This window comes from Halomonas saccharevitans, from assembly GCF_032333995.1.
Taxonomy (GTDB): Bacteria; Pseudomonadota; Gammaproteobacteria; order Pseudomonadales; family Halomonadaceae; genus Halomonas; species Halomonas saccharevitans.
In genome coordinates this window covers 286,102-304,826 of record NZ_JAVXUR010000001.1, presented here as the reverse complement: position 1 = coordinate 304,826, position 18,725 = coordinate 286,102, and the positions used below count along the sequence as shown (strand labels likewise).

Here is an 18,725-nt window from a genome sequence, read left to right as displayed (position 1 = left end):
AGGGTCTTGTCGTCAATGCCCAGCGCCGCCAGGGGGTCCGCCACCCCCCGCCTCCTCGAGCCAGCGCAGCTGCAAGCGATAGGCCTCGCCCTCCAGGCGCCCCCGGGGACGTGTAGCGGCATCGTCCCGATCGTGGCGCTGGGCATGATGAACCTGGAAATGATGGACCAGCTCGTGGAGCAGATAGCTCTGGTCGATGAGGTCGTCCAGGTCGAGATCGACGTCCAGGTAGATGATGCCGTCCACGGGGTCGTAGGCTCCCTTGACCAGGATGCCCAGCGGTTCGGGAAAGTCGGGGAAACAGCGTTGCTGCAGGCTCGCCTGGCTCTCGAATTGCACCCCCGGCAGTACCGGTTCGCGGTAGTCCGTGCGCAGCGCCAACCAGGCGCTCTGCTCCCGGACGATCCGTGCCGGCGCCGAAATCGAGGGGGGGCCGGGCGACGTGGACGCCACGGCGGGTGCCGCAGGCAGCGCCAGCAGCAGTATCCGGAGCACGAGCGGTGCGGGCCAGCGGGGCGTGAGCAAAGGCGACATGCCGACCTCGCAATGGTTGGGCAAGCAAGCGCCGGCGACCGGCCGCACGGTATTCCCGAGCCCCGACGGCCGACGCGGCGGCGACACTTCACAAGTCTAGCCGCCGAGCGTGCACACCACCCGGGGTGTCGCGGCGACGGACATGGGCAGCTGGCCAGTGCCCCCCGATAGACGTCATCCTGTCGAGTGATGAAGGATACTCAGGTTCACCGCTACCGCGAGGAGGCTCCATGCCATCAGGGATCGATTTCCGCATCGATTTTCAGGACCCCGACGAGGCAGATCGCTGGCATGCCATCAACGACGGCGTGATGGGCGGGGTCTCTCAGGGTGGAATGCAGACCGCCGCGGGCACCGGCGTCTTCACCGGCCGTCTGTCGCTCGAACACGGCGGCGGCTTCGCCTCGGTGCGCCGGGAACCCGGCGACCCGGCCTTGGGCGACGCTCGCGGGATGCGTCTCCACGTGCGCGGCGACGGCCGCACCTACCAGCTGCGGCTGCGCACCGACCGCCTCTTCGAGGGGGCGGCCTATCGCGCCCGGTTCACCACCACGGGCGAGTGGCAGAGCCTCGATCTTGACTGGGGCGACTTCGAGGCGGTCTTCCGCGGCCGGCGGCTGGAGGATGCCCCGCCACTCGCGCCGCAGGACATTCGCCAGCTCGGCTTCCTGATCGCCGACCGTCGCGAGGGGGAGTTCCGGCTGGAGATCGCCTCCCTCGAGGCGCTGGCATGACGCGACGGGAAACGTCTCGACCCGACATGACGCTGGTCTATGACGGCGAGTGTCCGATGTGTCGCCGGTTCGTGCGCCTGCAGCGGCTGCGTCGCGACGTCGGCGAGCTGGAACTGGTCGATGCACGAGAGCAGAGTGCCGCGCGCCGCGAACTGAGCGCGCTCGGCATCGACCTGGACGAGGGATTCGCGCTGCGCATCGGCGAACAGTGGATCCACGGCAGCGAGGCCCTACATCGCTTGGCGCTGATGAGCACACGCAGCGGCCTCTTCAACCGGCTGATGGCGAGGCTCTTCGCTTCCCCGAGCCGCACCGCTCGGCTCTATCCCTGGCTGCGCGCCTGCCGGGCCGCCCTGCTGCGTCTGCTGAGGCGCGGACCCATCGGCAATCTCCGGCGCTGAGCCTCGATGATCGCCCACGTCATTAGCGCCTCATCGGGGTCGGTCATCAGACGGCTCACCTCAAAAAGCGGCTAACTCGACGTGGACGGACCTCATCGGCACAGGCTTTGCCAGGACAGGCCTTACCAAGGCAGCGTTTCGCCATTGCTGTGCCAGAAGCCGCCGCTGGTCGCGAGCGTCAGCGCCTCGATGCGCGCGGCGATGCCGTCGGCGGCCTCCTCCGGGCTGATCAGGCCACCGAAGTTGACCATGCGGGTCTGCACGTAGCCCGGGTGAAGCTGGGCCACGGCGATGCCGCGGGGCGCCAGGTCCACCGCCAGCGACTTGCCGAAGGCGTTCAGCGCCGCCTTGGAGGCGCGGTAGCCGTAGCGCCCGCCGGAGTCGTTGTCGGCGATCGAGCCCATGCGGCTGGTGATGTTGGCGATCTTGGCGCCCTCGCCAAGCCTCGGCAGCAGGGCCTCGGTGACCCGCAGCGGGGCATAGGCGTTGATCTCCATCTGCGCGCGCATGGCGTCGAAATCGAGCTCGCCCAGCGACTCGTCGTGGAGCAACCCGGCGTTGTTGATCAGAAGATCCAGCGGCTGATCCCCGAGCGCCTCGGCGAGGCGCGCCACGTCCGCCTCGCGGGTCACGTCGATGCCGTCGATGACCCGATGGGCCACCTCGGCGAGCTCGTCGGAGCCCGCGCGGCAGGCGCCGATCACCTGCCAGCCTGCCCGGTGGTAGTGGCGCGCCAGCGCCAGGCCGACGCCGCGATTGGCGCCCGTGATCAGTACGGTGGAAGCCATGATTTCTCCTTCGATGAGCCGTTCGTCTCGTTCGAGTGGGTCTCGTTCGATGACAGAGGCCGGCCGGGATCAATCCCAGTCGGGGGCGAAGTCGGGATCGGCGATCCGTTCGCCGCGATCCAGGGCGGCAATGGCCGCGAGCTCCTCCTCGCTCAGCGTGAGGTCGAGGGCGGCCAGGTTGCTCGCCAGATGCTCATGCTTGGTGGAGGACGGAATGGTCACCACGCCGCGGGCGCGGGTCCAGGCCAGGGCCACCTGGGCCGGCGTGGCATCGTGAGCCTCGGCGATGCGCGCCAGGGTCTTATCCTCCATCACCTTGCCCACGGCCAGTGGCATGTAGCCGGTCACCGTCAGGCCGCGGGACTGGCAGTGCGCTACCAGGTCGCGATTCTGCAGGAAGGGATGCACCTCGACCTGGTTGGTCAGCAGGGACTCCGGCCCGAGGATCTCCAGCGCCTTGTCGACCTGGGCGATGGTGAAGTTGGAGACGCCGATATGGCGCGCCTGGCCGGCCTCGCGCACCTCGCGCAGGGCGTTCAGGTAGTCGGCCATGGGCACCGCGTCCTCCGGCGACGGCCAGTGGATCAGCAGCAGATCGACGTAGTCGGTGCCGAGCCTCTCCAGGCTCTCGCGCACGCTTTCCTTGAGCGCGCCGGGCTCGAGCCGGTCGTGCCACACCTTGGTGGTCAGGAACAGTGACTCGCGCGGCACCTCGCTCTCGGCGAGGGCGGCGCCCACGTCCTGCTCGTTCTCGTACATCTGGGCGGTATCGATATGCCGATAACCCAGCGCTAGGGCGTCGTGGATCACCTGCGTGAGGGTGTCGCCCTTCAGGCGAAAGGTGCCGAGGCCGGGATTGGGCAGCGTGGTCGTGCTCATGGGCTCTGCTCCTCGTGTCGCGCGCTGCGTTTCGCGCTGAATCGGTGGCGCAGTGCATGTCGGGCATGCCGCGCCGATCCTGTCTAGGTGCGGGGAGACGCGTCGATTTCAAGGGTCGCTCTCAAGGGGCGCTGTCTGACCTACGCCCTGGCCGAGCCAGTGCCGACCAAGCGCGAGACGCTTAGCGCCGCGGCGTGACCGTCGATGGCACCGCCCGTTCTGCCGCTCGCGATGCCCGTAGTGAAGGACGCTCGAGGATCGCTTGAGGTGCCCTCGAGGTGCTCTTGAGATGCTCTTTGGATGCTCTTTGGATGCTCTTGAGAATGCCTTAAGAAACTCTTAAGGAAACACCGCGAAACTCCGCCTGCGCGCGTCAGACCCTTGCCTGCTGTCTGCCGGCATCGCGACTGCCGATGCCCGGGCCCCGAAGGGCCGCCGACGGCGCTGGCGAAGGCTTGCTTCCAGTTGCGAGCAAACGGTTCGCCCCCTATCATTCTCGCTCCAGCCTCCCCGCTCACCCTCCTCCCCGGGAAATTTCACTCCGATGTCGATGCTACCCCGACCGCACCACAGGCCCAGGCACAGCGCCCGGATGCCTGGTCTTCTCGTGCTTGGCCTGATGGCCCTGCTGGCCGCCCCGCTGGCTCAGGCCGCCGCCGGGCCCCTCGCGCTCACGAGCTCTCTCTACGGCTTCAGCGCCGTGACGCTGTTCATCCTCGCCTACGCGCTGGTCATGGCCGAGGAACAGCTGCACATGCGCAAGTCCAAGCCGGTGCTGATCGCCGCCGGCCTGATCTGGACGCTGATTGGCTGGGTCTACGTGCAGGCGGGCCTGCCCGACGCGGCCGAGGAAGCCTTTCGGGAGACCCTGCTGGAATACAGCGAACTGCTGCTCTTCCTGCTGGTGGCGATGACCTACATCAACGCCATGGAGGAGCGCCGCGTGTTCGATGCGCTGCGCTCCTGGATGGTGCGCAAGGGCTTCAGCTACCGTTCGCTGTTCTGGATCACCGGTATCCTGGCCTTCGGCATCTCGGCCATCGCCAATAACCTGACCACGGCGATGCTGATGTGCGCCGTGGTGCTCAAGGTCGCCGAAGGTGACAAACGCTTCATCGGCCTGTGCTGCGTCAATATCGTCATCGCCTCCAACGCCGGCGGCACCTTCAGTCCCTTCGGCGACATCACCACCCTGATGGTCTGGCAGGCCGGGATGGTCGAGTTCAACCAGTTCTTCGCCCTGCTGGTGCCCGCGCTGGTCAACTACCTGCTGCCGGCGCTGATCATGAGCGTCTTCATCAAGAACCGGAAGCCCGACTCCCTGGAAGAGAACGTCTGGCTCAAGCGCGGCGCGCGACGCATCATCGCCCTGTTCCTGTTCACCGTGGCCAACGCCGTGGCCTGCCATACCCTGCTGAACCTGCCACCGGTGCTGGGCATGATGACGGGCCTTGGCCTGCTGCAGTTCTTCGGCTATTACCTGCGACGCAGCCTGCCGATGTCGCTGGAACGCAAGCGCACCCGCTACACCCAGCGCGGCGACTGGAAGAAGCTCGAGCAGCTCGGCAGCGTGGTGCCCTTCGACGTCTTCACGCGGATCGCCCGCTCCGAGTGGGACACCCTGCTGTTCTTCTACGGGGTGGTAATGAGCGTCGGCGGCCTGGGTTTCATGGGCTATCTGGCGCTGCTCTCTGAGACCCTCTACACCGGCTGGGACCCGATCTGGGCCAACATCGTGCTGGGCGTGATCTCGGCGGTGGTCGACAACATCCCGGTGATGTTCGCCGTGCTCTCGATGGAGCCTGACATGTCGCTGGGCAACTGGCTGCTGATCACCCTGACCGCCGGCGTCGGCGGCAGCCTGCTCTCGGTCGGCTCCGCCGCCGGGGTGGCGCTGATGGGCCAGGCGCGTGGCAACTATACCTTCGCCACCCACCTGCGCTGGGCCCCGGTCATCGGGCTGGGCTACGCGGCCAGCATCGCCGTGCATCTCTGGATGAACGCCGAGGGCTTCCAGCTCCTCGGCTAAGCGCACCCGCAAGAGGCGCACCGAGCGCTCACGACAGCGGCCGGTCACCACAGCAGCGAAAAGTCACGACAACTACGCGTAAAAAAGGAGGAGCTGCCCAAGTCAGCTCCTCCTTTTTTTGTTGAACGGAGAAGATCATCGGCCGCCGGCGGCAGGGCCGAGCGTCAAGCCCCGCCGACGGGATCTGGGGCCTCCTCCCTCATGCGCCCGAAGCGCTCGCGCAGCCGCTCGAGATAGCTCAGCAGCACCGGGATCACGGCCAGCACCAGCAGGGTCGAGAAGGCCAGGCCGAAGGCGATGGAGACGGCCATGGGAATCAGGAACTGCGCCTGCAGCGAGGTCTCGAAGAGCAGCGGCAAAAGCCCGCCGATGGTGGTCAGCGAGGTGAGCAGCACGGCCCGCACCCGCTGCACCACCGCCTCGTTGAGCGCGGCGTCGATGGCCAATCCCTTCTGGCGCTGGTGACGGTAGAAGGCCACCAGAATGATGGCGTTGTTGACCACGATGCCGGAGAGCCCGAAGAGCCCGAAGAGCGAGAGCATGGTCAGGTTGAGGCCCAGTGCCCAGTGGCCCAGCAGGGCCCCAACCAGCGCCAGCGGGATGATCGTCATGACGATCAGCGGCAGGCTCCAGGAGGCGAAGACCCAGGCCAGCACCACGTACATCAGTCCCAGGCCGATGATCAGCCCGGTGCGCATGTCGGCGAAGGTCTCGCGCTGGTCGGCGGCGCGCCCCTCGAAGCTATAGCGCAGCCGGTAGGTGCTGACAAGGGTCGGCAATACCTCCTCGGAGACGGCGTCGAGCACCCGCTCGGCGTTGGTGATCTCGCTGTCGAGCTCGGCGGTCACCTCCACCGCCAGGCGCCCGTCGGCATGGCGCAGCGCCTCGAAGCCCTGGCGATGATCGAGCGCCATGACCTGATCCAGCGGCACGAAGCGCCCCGCCGGCGTGCGCACCGTCAGCCGCGACAGGGTCGAGAGCCGCTCTCGCTGCTCTCGGGGCAGCAGCACCCGCACCTCGATCTCGTCGTCGCCGTCCTGGTAGATCTGCACCAGGCGGCCGTCGAAGGCCGCCCTGAGCTGTCGACCCAGGTCGAGGGTGGTCAGCCCCAGGGCCTCGCCGTGGGCACTCACCCGGTAGATGAGCTGCTCGCGCCCCCAGGGCATGTCGTCCTCGGTATCCAGCACCCCGGGCAACTCGCGCAGCGAGCGGGACAGCGATTCCGCGGCGGCCTTGAGGTCGTCGGCCGACTCGCCGGTCAGGCGGATGTTGACGTCCTTGCCGGGCGGTCCCGCTGCGCGCTCGCTGATGGTCAGGTTCTCCAGGCCCGCGGGCTCGGCCATCCGGCCGCGCCAGGCGCGAATGAACTCGGCGTTGCGCACGTCGCGGTCGTCCGAGGCGGTGAGCTCGATCATCATCGAGCCGACGTTGTCGCCGTTTCGCCCCGGCTGTCCGCCGGACATCGTGGCCCCGTGGCGGACCACGGCATGCTGGACGAGCCCGCCGCCGAGCGCCTCCTCGGTCTCGTCCAGGGCGGCCTGCATCTGGGTCAGCAGCTCGTCGACGCTGCCGCGATCGGTACCGGCCACGAAGCTGGCGTTGGCATAGAGGATGTTGGGTTCCGGCGTGGGGAAGAAGTTGAACTCCAGGCGCCCACCGACCAGCAGGCCCGCGGTAAAGAGCACCACGGCGAGCGCCGACGCGAGCGTCGCGGCACGGTGGCGCAGGGTCAACGCCGAGAAGCGCCGAAAGGGGCCCTCGCGGAAGCGCTCGAAGGCCGTCTCGAAGCGCTCGCGGGGCCGCGACAGCGGGTGGCGTCGTGTCTTGCGCCCCGGCACGAAGGCGTTGCGCAGGTGAGCCGGCAGCACCACGAAGCACTCCAGCAGCGAGGCGATGAGCACGCAGATCATCACCACCGGGATATCGCCGAGGATGTTGCCGATCACCCCGCCCACCAGCAGCAGCGGCATGAAGGCGGCCACCGTGGTCAGCGACGAGGCAATGACTGGCCACAGCATGCGCCTGGCAGCCCCCTCGGAGGCGTGACGGGCGGGCTCGCCGCCGCGGAAGTGGGCATCCGCGTCCTCTCCGACCACGATGGCGTCGTCGACGATCACCCCCAGCGCCATGATCAGCGCGAACAGCGAGATCATGTTGATCGAACCGCCGATGACCCAGAACACCGCCATGGCCGCCAGGAAGGCGGTAGGAATGCCGATGGCGACCCACAGCGCCACGCGGGCGGGCAGGAAGAAGTAAAGCAGTAGCAGCACCAGCGCCAGGCCACCCAGGCCGTTGCTGATCAGCAGCCAGATGCGCTCGGCGATCAGCTGCCAGGTCTCATCGTGCACCTCGAGCTCCACCGAGGGCGGCAGCTGGGGGCGGGTCTCGTCGAGCCAGCGATTGAGCACCTCGGCGGCAGCCAGCGAGTTGCCGTTCTCGCTTCGCTGCAGCATCAGCTCAACCGCCGGGTGACCGTTGCGGCTCAGGGTCACCGAGGGCTCGCGGGCCTCCTGGCGGATAATGGCGATGTCGCCCAGGCGCAGCTGGACCCGATCACCGCTGAGCACCGGCAGGTCGGCGAAGGCCAGGGCGTCGCGACGCTGCTCCACGGCGCGCAACTCGCGGGTGCTGTCCTGCTGGCCGAGCAGCCCCGCCGGCAGGTCGCGGGACATCGCCTCGATGCGCTCGGCGATCTCGCCGAGGCCGAGCTGCAGACCCTGCAGGCGCTCGGCCGGGATCTCGATGCTGATCTGCTGCTCGGGCAGGCCGCTGATTTCCACCCGATCGATGCCCGCCTGCAGCAGCTGATCCTCGAAGCGATTGGCCAGGTGGCGCAGCTCCTGGGGGGTGACCTCGCCATGCACCAGCAGCCGGGCCACCGGTTCATAGCGGGCCGCCCGGGCGACCTGGGGCTCCTCGGCCTCCGACGGCAGGTTAGTGAACTCATCGACCTGTTGGCGAACGTCGTCCAGGGCCAGGATGGGGTCGCTGCCCTCGTTGAACTCCAGGGTGATGTTCGAGATGCCCTGAGCCGAGGTGGAGGTCATCCGCTTGAGGCCATCGATACTGCGCAGGCGCTGCTCGAAGGGGATGGTGATGCCCTGCTCGATGTCCTCCGCCGAGGCGCCACTCCACACCGTGCGCACGCTGACCACGTCCAGGGCGAAGGAGGGAAAGAACTGGATGTTCATCCGCGAAATGCCCAGCGCCCCGCCTAGCAGCATCACCAGCATCACCAGGTTGGCGGCGACCTTGTGGTGGACGAAGAAGCCGATCACCCCGCGCCGGCGACTCACGAGGCCGTCTCCTCGTAGCCAGCGCCTCCATCGACGCCGCCGTCGATGTCGCCGGCACGCTCGACGCGCTCGGCGTTGGCGCCGCTGTCGTCTTCCCCGTCGCTTGCGGCTTGATCGTCACTGGCGGCTCGCTCGTCGCCAACGCTCTGGACCAGCAGCCCCTGCATGGCGTTGGGCAGGTGGGTGAGGATCACTCGGTCGCCATCGGCCAGCGCCTCGCCGCTGACCAGCGCCCATCGCTCGCCGTCGCGCACCACGTCGCCATGGCGAGTCACCGTCAATCGCTGCATGCGGCTCGCCTCGTCCATCAGGTAGAGGGCCTCGTTGCCATAGAGCGCGCTGTAGGGCACCGCCAGGCTGTCCGGCACCCGCGGGCGCTTGAGCGACACGGCCGCCAGGCTGCCGGGGCGCAACCCCTCGCCGCCTTCCTCCAGGCGGAAGATCGCCTCGGTGCCGGCCGGGTCGCCCTCGCCGGCGAGCCCGGTCAGCACGAGACGCGCGCCCTGCTCATCGGTGGCCACCAGGCGTTCCCCGCGGGAGAGGGCTTCGAGCAGTTCGCCCTGATGGCGCTGGGGGATGCGCGCGCGAAGCTCCAGCCCGCGTTCGGGATAGATGCTGAGCAGCTCGCTGCGGGCCGCGACCTGATCCCCCGGGGCCACCCGGATGCGCGTGACGATACCATCGAAGGGCGCATCGACCCGGCTGCGCTCGGCATCGCGGCGCGCCGCGGCCAGGGCGGCCCGAGCCCGGGTCAGGTTGGCCTCCAACGCACGCAGGCGCGCCGGATGCTCGGCGACCGCCCGCTCACGGGCCGCCACCGTCACCCGGGCGCGGGCCAGCTCATTGCGCGCGGCGTCCAGGTCGGACTGAGAGGCCAAGTTGCGCGCCCTGAGCGAACGGGTGCGCTCAAGCTGGCGACGGGCGTTGTCGACCAGCTCGCGCTCGCGGGCCAGGGCCTCGCGGTCGCTCTCGTGGCGCACCCGCTCGTTCTCGACCTGGGCCTCGCGATCCGCCACCTCGGCCTCGGCCTGCTGAAGGGGCGGCGTCACATCGGCATCGTCCAGGGCCACCAGACGCTCGCCGCGGGCCACCCGCTGGCCCTCGCGGACCGGCCGTTCGGCGATCCGCCCGGCCAGGGGCGCGGTGACGGTGAGCATGTCGGGGGCGGTGATCTCGCCATACAGTGGCAGGACGGGCGCCTGGGGCGCCAGCGTCGCCGCGAGGGTCTCGACGCGCCAGCGGCGCTCTTCGGGCGTCACGCTGGGGCTCTCGGGCCGGGTCGCGCGCAGCCACAGAAAGGCCGCCACGCCGACGGCCAGGATCAACAGGGGGAGCAGGCGTCTGAGCATCGGGCTGGGTTCCAACGGGCATATCAACAGCCCACAATATACAGTCATCGAGCGGTGATTGTCGGCGCCACGTCGCCACGGCGACACTCTACCGCAGCCCGGTGCGTCGGCGGCTCGCCCCGCCCTGTTCCGGATCGGGTATCATCGGCCCCCACTCGCCTCGCGGAGTCACCATGCAAGCCGCCCTTCCCCTGCCGCTCTCCACCCCCAACCGCAACCTGGTGCGGCTGACCATCGTGCGCGGCATCACCTGGACCGGCTTTCTGGCCGCCATCATCATCGGCATCGAGCTGCTGGGCTTCTCGCTGCAGGTGCCCGCGGTGATCGCGGTGATCGTCTCCATGGGCGTGATCAACATCGCCACCTGGTGGCGGCTGGGGCGTCCCCGGGCGGTCACGCACCAGGAGTACCTCGGTCACCTGATGATCGACGTGACAGGGCTGACGCTACTCTTCTACTTCACCGGCGGCGCCCACAATCCCTTCATCAACTACTACCTGGTGCCGGTGACCATCGCCGCGGCCACCCTCCCCTGGCGCCATGCCTGGCTGGTCGCCGCCGCCTCCATGGCCGCCTACACCTTCCTGATGGTGGTCTACCAGCCGCTGCCGCCGCTTGCCCAGGGGGATGGCGAGACCACCCTTGGCCTGCACACCCTGGGCATGTGGTTGAACTTCGGCCTCTCGGCGGGGCTCGTGACCTTCTTCATCTTCAAGATGGCCCATGCCCTGCGCCGCCGGGACCAGGCGCTGTCGCGCACCCGCGAGGCGGCGCTGCGCAACGAGCAGGTGCTGGCGGTGGCCACCCAGGCCGCGGGCACCGCCCATGAGCTCGGCACGCCGCTCTCCACCATGGCGGTGCTGCTCGCCGAGATGCGCGAGGATGCCAAGGACGACCCCGAGCTGACTCGGGATCTTGAGCTGCTGCGCCAGCAGGTCGATACCTGCAAGTCGCGGCTGCGCCACCTGGTGCAGAGCGCCGATCGCCGGCGCATGGCCGAACCCGAGGTCTACGATGCCCAGGCGTGGCTGGCCGGCGTGGTGCAGCGCTGGTTGGTGCTGCGCCCCGACGTCAGCCATCGCCTCGAGGTCGCCGAGCGGCGCGACCCGCCCCGGCTGGCCGTGGATGCCACCCTCGACCAGGCGCTGACCAACCTGCTCAACAACGCCGCCGATGCCAACCCTGACGACATCATCATCCGCCTGGAGTGGAACGGCGACGAGGTGATCATCGACATTCGCGACCACGGCCCGGGCGTGGCGATGTCGATCGCCGACCAGCTGGGCGAGACCTTCGTTTCCACCAAGAGCAAGGGGCTGGGCATCGGCCTGTTCCTGACCCACGCCACCATCAACCGCTTCGGCGGCGGCGTGAGCCTGTACAATCACCCTGACGGCGGCACCCTCACCGAAGTGACCCTGCCGCGCAGCCAGACGACGACCTGACGGCTCCGGGATTCCCCGACCCTGCGAGGACGACATGCAAGAGACCGCCGAACGCCTGCTGATCATCGACGACGACGAGATGTTCTGCCACGTGCTCGACCGGGCGCTGACGCGCCGCGGCTTCGAGGTGATGGTCGCTCACGACGCCGCCCAGGCGCTCTCCCTGGCGCGCCGTCACCAGCCCCAGCTGGCCACCCTGGACCTCAAGCTGGAGAACGAGTCGGGCCTCAAGCTGCTGCCCGAGCTGCTCGAGCTGGTGCCGGCATGCCGGGTGATCGTGCTGACGGGTTATTCGAGCATCGCCACCGCAGTGGAGGCGATCAAGCTCGGCGCGGTGAACTACCTGTGCAAGCCGGCCGATGCCGACGAGGTGCTCGCCGCCCTGTCACGGGAGGAAGGCGATCCGGAGATGGAGGTGGCGGACAACCCGCCGTCGATCAACCGCATCACCTGGGAGCACATCCAGAAGGTGCTCCAGGAGCACGACGGCAATATCTCCGCCACGGCGCGGGCGCTGGGCATGCATCGCCGCACCCTGCAGCGCAAGCTGCAAAAGCGACCGGTCAGGCGCTGACGCTACGGGCTACGGGCTACGGGCTACGGGCTACGGGCTACGGGCTACGGGCTACGGCAACAGCATAGCTCGTTGCTCGCCGCCCGCGGCCCGAACGCGGCGTTATTGCGCGGTCCACCCCAGGTCGATGTTCCAGCTCGCCCCGGTGACGGCGCCGGCCTGATCCGAGGTCAGGTAGGCGACCAGCGACGCCACCTCGCTCGGCTCGATCAGCCGCTTCACGGCGGCATTCTTGAGCATGATGTTCTCGATCACCTCCTGCTCCTCCATGCCGTGCATCCTCGCCTGATCGGCGATCTGGTTGTCGACCAGCGGGGTCTTCACGTAGGCCGGGCAGATGGCGTTGGCGGTGATGCCCTGCTGGCCACCCTCCAGCGCCGCGGTCTTGGTCAGGCCGATCATGCCGTGTTTGGCGCTGATGTAGGCGGCCTTGCCCGGCGAAGCCACCTGGGCGTGCACCGAGGCGATGTTGACGACCCGACCCCAGCCGCTCTCGCGCATGCTCGGCCACACCGCCTGAGTGAGCAGGAAGGGCGCGGTCAGCATCAGGTCGATGATCTGGCGCCACTTCTCCTCGGGAAAGGTCTCGATGGGCGAGACGTGCTGAATCCCGGCGTTGTTGACCAGGATGTCCACGCGACCGAAGCGCTTGATCGCCTCCGCCACCGCCGCCTTGCAGGCCTCGCCATCGGTCAGGTCGGCCTGGAAAAAGGCCGCGCCGGCCTGTTCGGCGACCTCCTTGCCGGCCGGATTGAAGTCCACGGCCAGCACCTGATGACCCTGCTCGCAGAAGTGGCGGACCACGGCCTCGCCGATGCCGCTGCTGGTGCCGGTGACCAGGGCGACGCGGGGGGTGGAAGCGTTGGCGGTCATGCGTGACTCCTCTTGATCGGATCGTCCCGGGGCGACGGGGCGCGCCCCGCTGAAGCCCGGTGATGTTGTGGTTGTCGTCGTGCTCATGGGGGTGGCGCTGCGCCACCAGCATAAGGCGAATGACGCAGTGCGTCATCCATCAGGCATCGGGCGCGGAAGGCGTCATGACCCGCTCCATCAGCTGCTGAGCGAGGCGACTGGCCGCCTGGCGGGAGTCGAGATCGGAGATATCTTCGAGCAACTCACAGCGCCAGCAGCCCTCGAGCGCGCCTTTACCCTCAGCGTCGCCGTCGACACGACGCTCATCGTGACTGTCGGCGCTACTGTCAGAAAGGGGCTCCCAGGCGAAGGGATAGCGCCCCGAGGGCAGCGCCAGGGTCAGGCGCGGCTCGGCCAACGGCGGCGCGGCCTCGTCGTCGACCACCAGCGCAAGCGACAGAGAGACGGGCGTGACCAGGGCCCCCAGCAGCCCGCGGCGCCCGTCGGGCAGCAGGTGGGGCTGAAAGCACAGGGCATCCACGCCAAGGCGGGGATTGAAGTGCGCCTCGCCCTTGGCGTCCTTCAGGTAGCGGCGGGTCCAGGCCTCGGCCAGGCGCCCCAGCCGCGCATACTGCTCGGCACTCATTGCCTGCATGATGTCCTCCGGTTCGGCGAGGCCGCCAGTATAGTCGCCGCGCTCGGGTCGTCACACCGGGCGTTCGGCAGCGACACGGCGAGCTGCTAGCATGAAAGCCGTTTGATACTGACCCGCCAAGGAGCCGCCATGACCCCCGCCCAGCGCCTGGAGATCGCCGTCGACATCGCCCGAGAGGCCGGCCAGATGATCATCGAGGCCCGCCAGGGTCAGGCCTTCGGCCATCGCTACAAGCACGGCCATGAACTGGTCACCGACACCGACGTCGAGGTGGATACGCGAATCAGCGAGCGCCTCCAGGAGCACTTCGCCGACGAGGCGCGCCTCAGCGAGGAGCTGGCCCCCGACCGCGAGGCGCTCGCGACGCCCCAGGCGCTTTGGGTGGTGGATCCCATCGACGGCACGGTCAACTTCGCCCACGGCCTGCATCACGTGGCGGTTTCCATCGGCTGGGCCAGCGAGGGCAAGACGCGGCTGGGGGTCGTGCATGCGCCCTTCCTCGGCGAGACCTTCACCGCGCTGGACGGCCGGGGCGCCTGGCGCAACGGCGAGCCGATCCGCGCCAGCCGCACGGGCAGCCTGACCCACTGCCTGGTGGGCACCGGCTTTCCCTACCGCCGCGACAGCCGCCCGCCGCTGATGCGCCGTCTCACCGCGGTGCTCGGCCACTGCCAGGACATCCGGCGCAACGGCTCGGCCGCCCTGGACCTGTGCGACGTGGCCTGCGGTCGGCTCGACGCCTACTACGAGAGCGTCTCACCCTGGGACTGCGCCGCAGGCTGGCTGATCGCCCGCGAGGCCGGCGCCCGCACCGGGCACCTCTATCCCGTCCCGGCAGCGATTCCGGAGGATCTCTACGGCGAGAACCTGCTGGTGACCGCCCCCGAGGTCCATGTCGCGCTCGGAGACCTGCTGCGCCGGGCCGACGCCGGCGAGATCGATCTTTAGGGCGTTCGCCAGGGCCGTCGCAAGAGCGCCTTCGCAAGTCCGTTCGCCGGACCGTACCCATCTAGTACGACCGGTCAGGGCACAGCGATAAGAACGCTATAACGCGGTTGCCGATAGCCCGCCCCCATCGCTGCCCAAGGTGGCGGCTATTGGCGAAAGGGCGCGCGCTCCTTCACAATGCCCATCCTTCTTTCCCATCATCCACTGCCGTGCACCTCGTCGTGCCAGGAGCCTTTTCATGTTCGTCGTCATCTTCGGCCGCCCCGCCTGCCCCTTCTGCGTCCGCGCCAAGTCGCTGGCCGAGCGGCTCGAGAGCGCCGGCGCCATCGAGGGCCACCGCTATGTCGACATCCAGGCCGAGGGGATCACCAAGGCCGACCTGGAGAAGACCATCGGCCAGCCGGTGCACACCGTGCCGCAGATCTTCGTCGATCAAACCCACGTCGGCGGCTTCACCGAGTTCGATCAGTACGTGCGCGACAACGCCCTGATGGCCGCCAGCGTCTGACACGCGCCGCACGCTATCCTCGACGCCGTCACCCCAGGTGGCGGCGTTTTCGTTGTGTGTGCATGCCCGCGAGAGCCTGCGTCTTTCCCGCGTTGAATGAGCTCCCGACCTCGCTGCCTATACTGGCGCTGCGAGCGCACGAGAGATGAAAACGGGCCACACGAACGGGGCATCACGACGGGGGAAACGGCACGATGCAACGGGAAGAGTTCGTCCAGCAGCTGTGGCTGGACTTCGTCCATCACCATCCTGACGTCGGCGGCCTGCGGCTGTGGCCGGTCGAGGCCCCGGCGGAATATTTAGCGATCCTGACCCTCAATCACGGCCCCTGGGCCATGGAATCGCTGATCCCGACGCTGGTGCGCTTCGGCTATCGACCCCAGCAGCGCTACGGCATGGCCGACCGCGGCCTGCTCGCGACCCTGCTCAGCGCGCCGGATCATGGCGGCTGGGTGCTGCTCGCCGAGCTGCAGCTGGGCGCCCTGTCGCGACAGCCCCGGGAGAGCCTGAAGGCACTGGTTGCCGACGCCGACCCCCGGGAGGCGCGCAGCCAGGCGCTGCTCTGCCACGGCCGCGCCTGGCCGATGCCCGACTGGGATACCTACCAGCTCCTGGAGCGCGCCCACCCCCTGGCCGGTTGGCTCGCAGTGATGGGACCAAGGGTCCACCACGTCGGCTTCGACTGCCAACGGCTGGGCCACGACATCCAGACCCTCGACGGTCAGTTACAGCAGGTTGGGCTCAAAGGCAGCGACGATCGCCACCATGGGCTCTTCCCCGTCTCGCCGCTGCTCGACTACCGCTTCTATGCCACCCGCTCGCAGCGCCTGGCCTTCGCCGAGGGCGACGAGCATCGCATCGGCCTGGGCGGCCTGGCGCTGGTGCAGAAGCAGGTTAGCGCCAACCAGGAGCGCGCCGCCGAACTGCTGTTGCCCCACCACACACGCTGCGAACTCACCTGATCCGGATCATCCACAGAATCTGTGGATAACGCTGTGTATCATCCCGGGGAAAGCCGCGGAGACCCGGATGGCGGGGGCCGCGCAACGTCGTGATCAGTTTTTCGGCAGTCCGGACCTCCCCTAACGACAACGGCCCGGACACAGGGTCCGGGCCGTCGATTGGCATGCGCCTCACTCGAGGGCGCCGTGCTGGATCACACCTCGAAGGTCATTTCCGGCACGTGCTCGGGCACCACCAGCTTGCCTGCGGTCAGCTCCTTGATCTCCTCGACGGAGACGCCCGGCGCTCGCTCCTTCAAGTGGAAGGCACCGTCCTTGATCTCGAGATACGCCAGGTCGGTCAGCACGCGGTTGATGCAGCCGGCGCCGGTCAGCGGCAGGTTGCAGGACTCCAGCAGCTTGGACTCGCCGTGCTTGGAGGCGTGGGTCATGGTGCAGATGATGTTCTCGGCGCCGGCGACCAGGTCCATGGCGCCGCCCATGCCCTTGATCAGCTTGCCCGGGATCATCCAGGAGGCGATGTTGCCGTTCTGGTCGACCTCGAAGGCGCCGAGCACGGTCAGGTCGACGTGACCGCCGCGGATCATCGCGAAGGACTCGGCGGAGGAGAAGATCGCCGCGCCCGGCCGGGCGGTGACGGTCTGCTTGCCGGCGTTGATCATGTCCGGGTCGACCTCCTCCTCGGTGGGGAAGCGTCCCATGCCGAGCAGGCCGTTCTCGGATTGCAGCATCACGTCGATGCCGTCGGGGATGTAGTTGGCCACCAGGGTCGGGATGCCGATGCCCAGGTTGACGTAGAAGCCGTCTTCGAGTTCGCGCGCCACGCGCTGTGCCATCTGTTCGCGGGTGAGTGCCATCGTGTTGCCTCTTGTGATCGGTGGAGAAGCGGGAGAAAAGCGCCGGCCGTGCCGGTCGTCACGTGCGGGGAGCGCTCAGCCCTCGCGCACGGTGCGCTTCTCGATGCGCTTCTCGAAGGAGCCCTGGATGATGCGGTCGACGTAGATGCCCGGGGTGTGGATCTGGTCGGGGGTAAGCTCGCCCGGCTCGACGATCTCCTCGACCTCGACCACGGTGATCTTGCCCGCGGTGGCAGCCATCGGGTTGAAGTTCTGGGCGGTGTCGCGATAGACGACGTTGCCGTAGCGGTCGGCCTTCCAGCCCTTGATGATAGCGAAGTCGCCGACCACCGATTCCTCGAGGATGTAGTGGCGACCGTTGAACTCGCGCACCTCCTTGCCCTCTCCGATCGGCGTGCCGTAGCCGGTGGCGGTATAGAAGGCGGGGATACCGGCGCCGCCGGCGCGCATCTTCTCGGCCAGAGTCCCCTGAGGCGTCAGCACCACCTCGATCTCCTCGTTGAGCATCTGCTGCTCGAACAGGGCGTTCTCGCCGACATAGGAGGCGTGGATCTTGCGGATCTGCTTGTCTTCCAGCAGCAGGCCCAGGCCGAAGCCATCGACGCCGCAGTTGTTGGACCACACCGTCAGGTCCTTCACACCGCGACGCTTGATCTCGCCGATCAGGTTCTCGGGGATGCCGCAGAGACCGAAGCCGCCGGCGATCACGGTCATGCCGCTCTCGATGCCGTCCATTGCCTCTTCGTAGGAAGTCACACGCTTGTCGAATCCGGCCATCGTGGCGCCTCGCGTTGTTGTAGAGAGTGGGGGATGGAGGAAGAAGTGAACGCCAAGCGTTCATTCGCAGAGTGTCAGGCCAGTGTTGCCCCTGACAATATATTTGTTAAGTTTGTTTTATTTATCGATTGATATGATCGACTCATAAATTTGACCTTGGTAGCACGCCATGACCGTCAAGCAACTGCGCGCCTTCCTCGCCGTGGCGCGAACCCTGAGCTTCACCCAGGCCTGCGAGCATCTGCACCTCTCCCAGCCGGCGCTGAGCCTCGCGATCAAGGGGCTCGAGGAGAGCCTGGGCGGGCGCCTGCTGATCCGCAGCACCCGCAGCGTGCGCCTCACCCCGGAGGGCGAGTCGCTGGTGCCGCTGGCCAAGCGCCTGATCGCCGAGTGGGACAACACTGAGGAGCTGCTGCGCCAACGCTTCACCCTGCAGCTCGGGCGCCTGGCGGTGGCCACCATGCCCTCGTTTGCCAGCAACCTGCTGCCGCCGGCGCTGCGGGTCTTTCGCCAGCGCCATCCCAAGGTCAACGTCACGGTCCACGACGTGATCAACGAGCAGGTGATCGAGATGGTGCGCGCCCGCCAGGTCGAGCTGGGGCTGGTGTTCGAGCCCGAGGCCACCGGCAGCCTCTCCTTCGCGCCGCTGTTTCGCGACCGCTTCGTCGCCGTGGTGCCGGCCGAGTCGCGCCTGGCCGAGCGGCCGAGCCTCGACTGGGCGACCCTGATGACCCGGGACTTCATCGCACTGCAGCGCCCCTCCATGGTACGCCGCCTGCTCGAGCAGGCACTGGAGGGGCGAGGGCTGGTGCTGCCGGCGACTTTCGAATGCCATCAGCTGGCCACCGTAGGGCGCATGGTTTCAAGCGGCCTGGGGGTCAGCGCCGTGCCGTCGCTGTGCATCGACCAGATGCAGGAGCTCGGCGCGGTCTGCGTGCCGCTGGAGGACCCGGTCGTCGAACGCGACGTCGGCGTGCTGACCTGGAATCGTCACGAGCTCTCGGTCGCCGCCGTCGCGCTGCATCGCGTGCTGGCCGAGACCATTCAGACACCGGGGCTATCGCCGCGTTGTTGAGCCCTACAGCTGGGCAGCTCGCGGCCGATCCATTAGCATGAACGCCTCATAAAACCCGT

General features: G+C 68.0%; 18 protein-coding genes. 9 read left to right on the top strand and 9 right to left on the bottom strand.

The annotated features are described in order from the left end of the window. Positions 1-12: 12 nt before the first annotated feature. Positions 13-534, bottom strand: a complete 522-nt coding sequence (locus RSO68_RS01400) for a DUF6647 family protein (protein WP_315585161.1) — start codon at positions 532-534, stop codon at positions 13-15. A gap of 230 nt (positions 535-764) precedes the next feature. Here RSO68_RS01400 and RSO68_RS01395 point away from each other — a divergent pair, with 230 nt between their 5' ends. Together RSO68_RS01395 and RSO68_RS01390 are read left to right on the top strand one after the other, a co-directional pair. Then, on the top strand, positions 765-1,268 hold the full coding sequence (locus RSO68_RS01395) for a CIA30 family protein (protein ID WP_089848777.1): 504 nt from the start codon (positions 765-767) through the stop codon (positions 1,266-1,268). After that, on the top strand, positions 1,265-1,669 hold the full coding sequence (locus RSO68_RS01390) for a DCC1-like thiol-disulfide oxidoreductase family protein (RefSeq protein ID WP_089848779.1): 405 nt from the start codon (positions 1,265-1,267) through the stop codon (positions 1,667-1,669). The genes RSO68_RS01395 and RSO68_RS01390 overlap by 4 nt, the downstream gene beginning before the upstream one ends. A gap of 122 nt (positions 1,670-1,791) precedes the next feature. Here the strand turns inward: RSO68_RS01390 and RSO68_RS01385 are convergent, their stop codons facing one another. After that, on the bottom strand, positions 1,792-2,457 hold the full coding sequence (locus tag RSO68_RS01385; protein WP_315585160.1) for an SDR family oxidoreductase: 666 nt from the start codon (positions 2,455-2,457) through the stop codon (positions 1,792-1,794). A 69-nt stretch (positions 2,458-2,526) separates the two neighbouring features. Next, complete coding sequence (gene dkgB, locus RSO68_RS01380) at positions 2,527-3,336, bottom strand: 2,5-didehydrogluconate reductase DkgB (protein ID WP_315585159.1); 810 nt, start codon at positions 3,334-3,336, stop codon at positions 2,527-2,529. 592 nt (positions 3,337-3,928) lie between these two features. Between dkgB and nhaD the strand changes: the two genes are divergently transcribed. Further along, the gene (nhaD, locus tag RSO68_RS01375; protein ID WP_245781486.1) at positions 3,929-5,365 is read left to right on the top strand and encodes a sodium:proton antiporter NhaD; all 1,437 of its coding nucleotides are present in this window, start codon (positions 3,929-3,931) and stop codon (positions 5,363-5,365) included. A gap of 164 nt (positions 5,366-5,529) precedes the next feature. Here nhaD and RSO68_RS01370 read toward each other — a convergent pair whose 3' ends face one another. Then, a complete protein-coding gene (locus RSO68_RS01370; protein ID WP_315585158.1) occupies positions 5,530-8,664 on the bottom strand; it encodes an efflux RND transporter permease subunit in 3,135 nt (1,044 codons plus the stop codon). Further along, positions 8,661-10,013: an efflux RND transporter periplasmic adaptor subunit gene (locus RSO68_RS01365; protein ID WP_315585157.1), complete on the bottom strand. Its 1,353-nt coding sequence runs from the start codon at positions 10,011-10,013 to the stop codon at positions 8,661-8,663. Before RSO68_RS01365 ends, RSO68_RS01370 begins: the two co-directional genes overlap by 4 nt. 173 nt (positions 10,014-10,186) lie before the next feature. On the opposite strand from RSO68_RS01365, the gene RSO68_RS01360 reads away from it, so the two are divergent. Further along, complete coding sequence (locus RSO68_RS01360; RefSeq protein WP_315585156.1) at positions 10,187-11,458, top strand: ATP-binding protein; 1,272 nt, start codon at positions 10,187-10,189, stop codon at positions 11,456-11,458. Between the two features lie 34 nt (positions 11,459-11,492). Next, the gene (locus RSO68_RS01355) at positions 11,493-12,032 is read left to right on the top strand and encodes a response regulator transcription factor (RefSeq protein WP_089848790.1); all 540 of its coding nucleotides are present in this window, start codon (positions 11,493-11,495) and stop codon (positions 12,030-12,032) included. Between the two features lie 102 nt (positions 12,033-12,134). On the opposite strand, the gene RSO68_RS01350 is transcribed toward RSO68_RS01355, so the two are convergent. Both RSO68_RS01350 and hybE read right to left on the bottom strand, forming a co-directional pair. Continuing rightward, positions 12,135-12,905, bottom strand: coding sequence for a 3-hydroxybutyrate dehydrogenase (locus tag RSO68_RS01350; RefSeq protein WP_315585155.1), 771 nt, complete (start codon positions 12,903-12,905; stop codon positions 12,135-12,137). A gap of 139 nt (positions 12,906-13,044) precedes the next feature. After that, entirely contained in the window at positions 13,045-13,539 is a 495-nt protein-coding gene (hybE, locus tag RSO68_RS01345) for a [NiFe]-hydrogenase assembly chaperone HybE (RefSeq protein ID WP_315585154.1), read from the bottom strand. A 129-nt stretch (positions 13,540-13,668) separates the two neighbouring features. Here hybE and RSO68_RS01340 point away from each other — a divergent pair, with 129 nt between their 5' ends. The 3 genes from RSO68_RS01340 (at position 13,669) to RSO68_RS01330 (ending at position 15,957) form a co-directional block, all read left to right on the top strand. Continuing rightward, positions 13,669-14,487 carry an inositol monophosphatase family protein gene (locus tag RSO68_RS01340; RefSeq protein WP_315585153.1) on the top strand — a complete coding sequence of 273 codons (819 nt, stop codon included), beginning with the start codon at positions 13,669-13,671 and terminating at the stop codon, positions 14,485-14,487. A gap of 238 nt (positions 14,488-14,725) precedes the next feature. Then, on the top strand, positions 14,726-14,995 hold the full coding sequence (locus tag RSO68_RS01335; RefSeq protein ID WP_089848798.1) for a GrxA family glutaredoxin: 270 nt from the start codon (positions 14,726-14,728) through the stop codon (positions 14,993-14,995). A 194-nt stretch (positions 14,996-15,189) separates the two neighbouring features. Then, entirely contained in the window at positions 15,190-15,957 is a 768-nt protein-coding gene (locus RSO68_RS01330; RefSeq protein WP_315585152.1) for a DUF1338 family protein, read from the top strand. 194 nt (positions 15,958-16,151) lie between these two features. On the opposite strand, the gene RSO68_RS01325 is transcribed toward RSO68_RS01330, so the two are convergent. Both RSO68_RS01325 and RSO68_RS01320 read right to left on the bottom strand, forming a co-directional pair. Next, positions 16,152-16,814, bottom strand: a complete 663-nt coding sequence (locus RSO68_RS01325) for a CoA transferase subunit B (RefSeq protein WP_089848801.1) — start codon at positions 16,812-16,814, stop codon at positions 16,152-16,154. Between the two features lie 75 nt (positions 16,815-16,889). Then, positions 16,890-17,591 carry a CoA transferase subunit A gene (locus tag RSO68_RS01320; RefSeq protein ID WP_089848804.1) on the bottom strand — a complete coding sequence of 234 codons (702 nt, stop codon included), beginning with the start codon at positions 17,589-17,591 and terminating at the stop codon, positions 16,890-16,892. A 169-nt stretch (positions 17,592-17,760) separates the two neighbouring features. Here RSO68_RS01320 and RSO68_RS01315 point away from each other — a divergent pair, with 169 nt between their 5' ends. Next, on the top strand, positions 17,761-18,666 hold the full coding sequence (locus tag RSO68_RS01315; RefSeq protein ID WP_089848806.1) for a LysR family transcriptional regulator: 906 nt from the start codon (positions 17,761-17,763) through the stop codon (positions 18,664-18,666). Positions 18,667-18,725 lie beyond the last annotated feature (59 nt).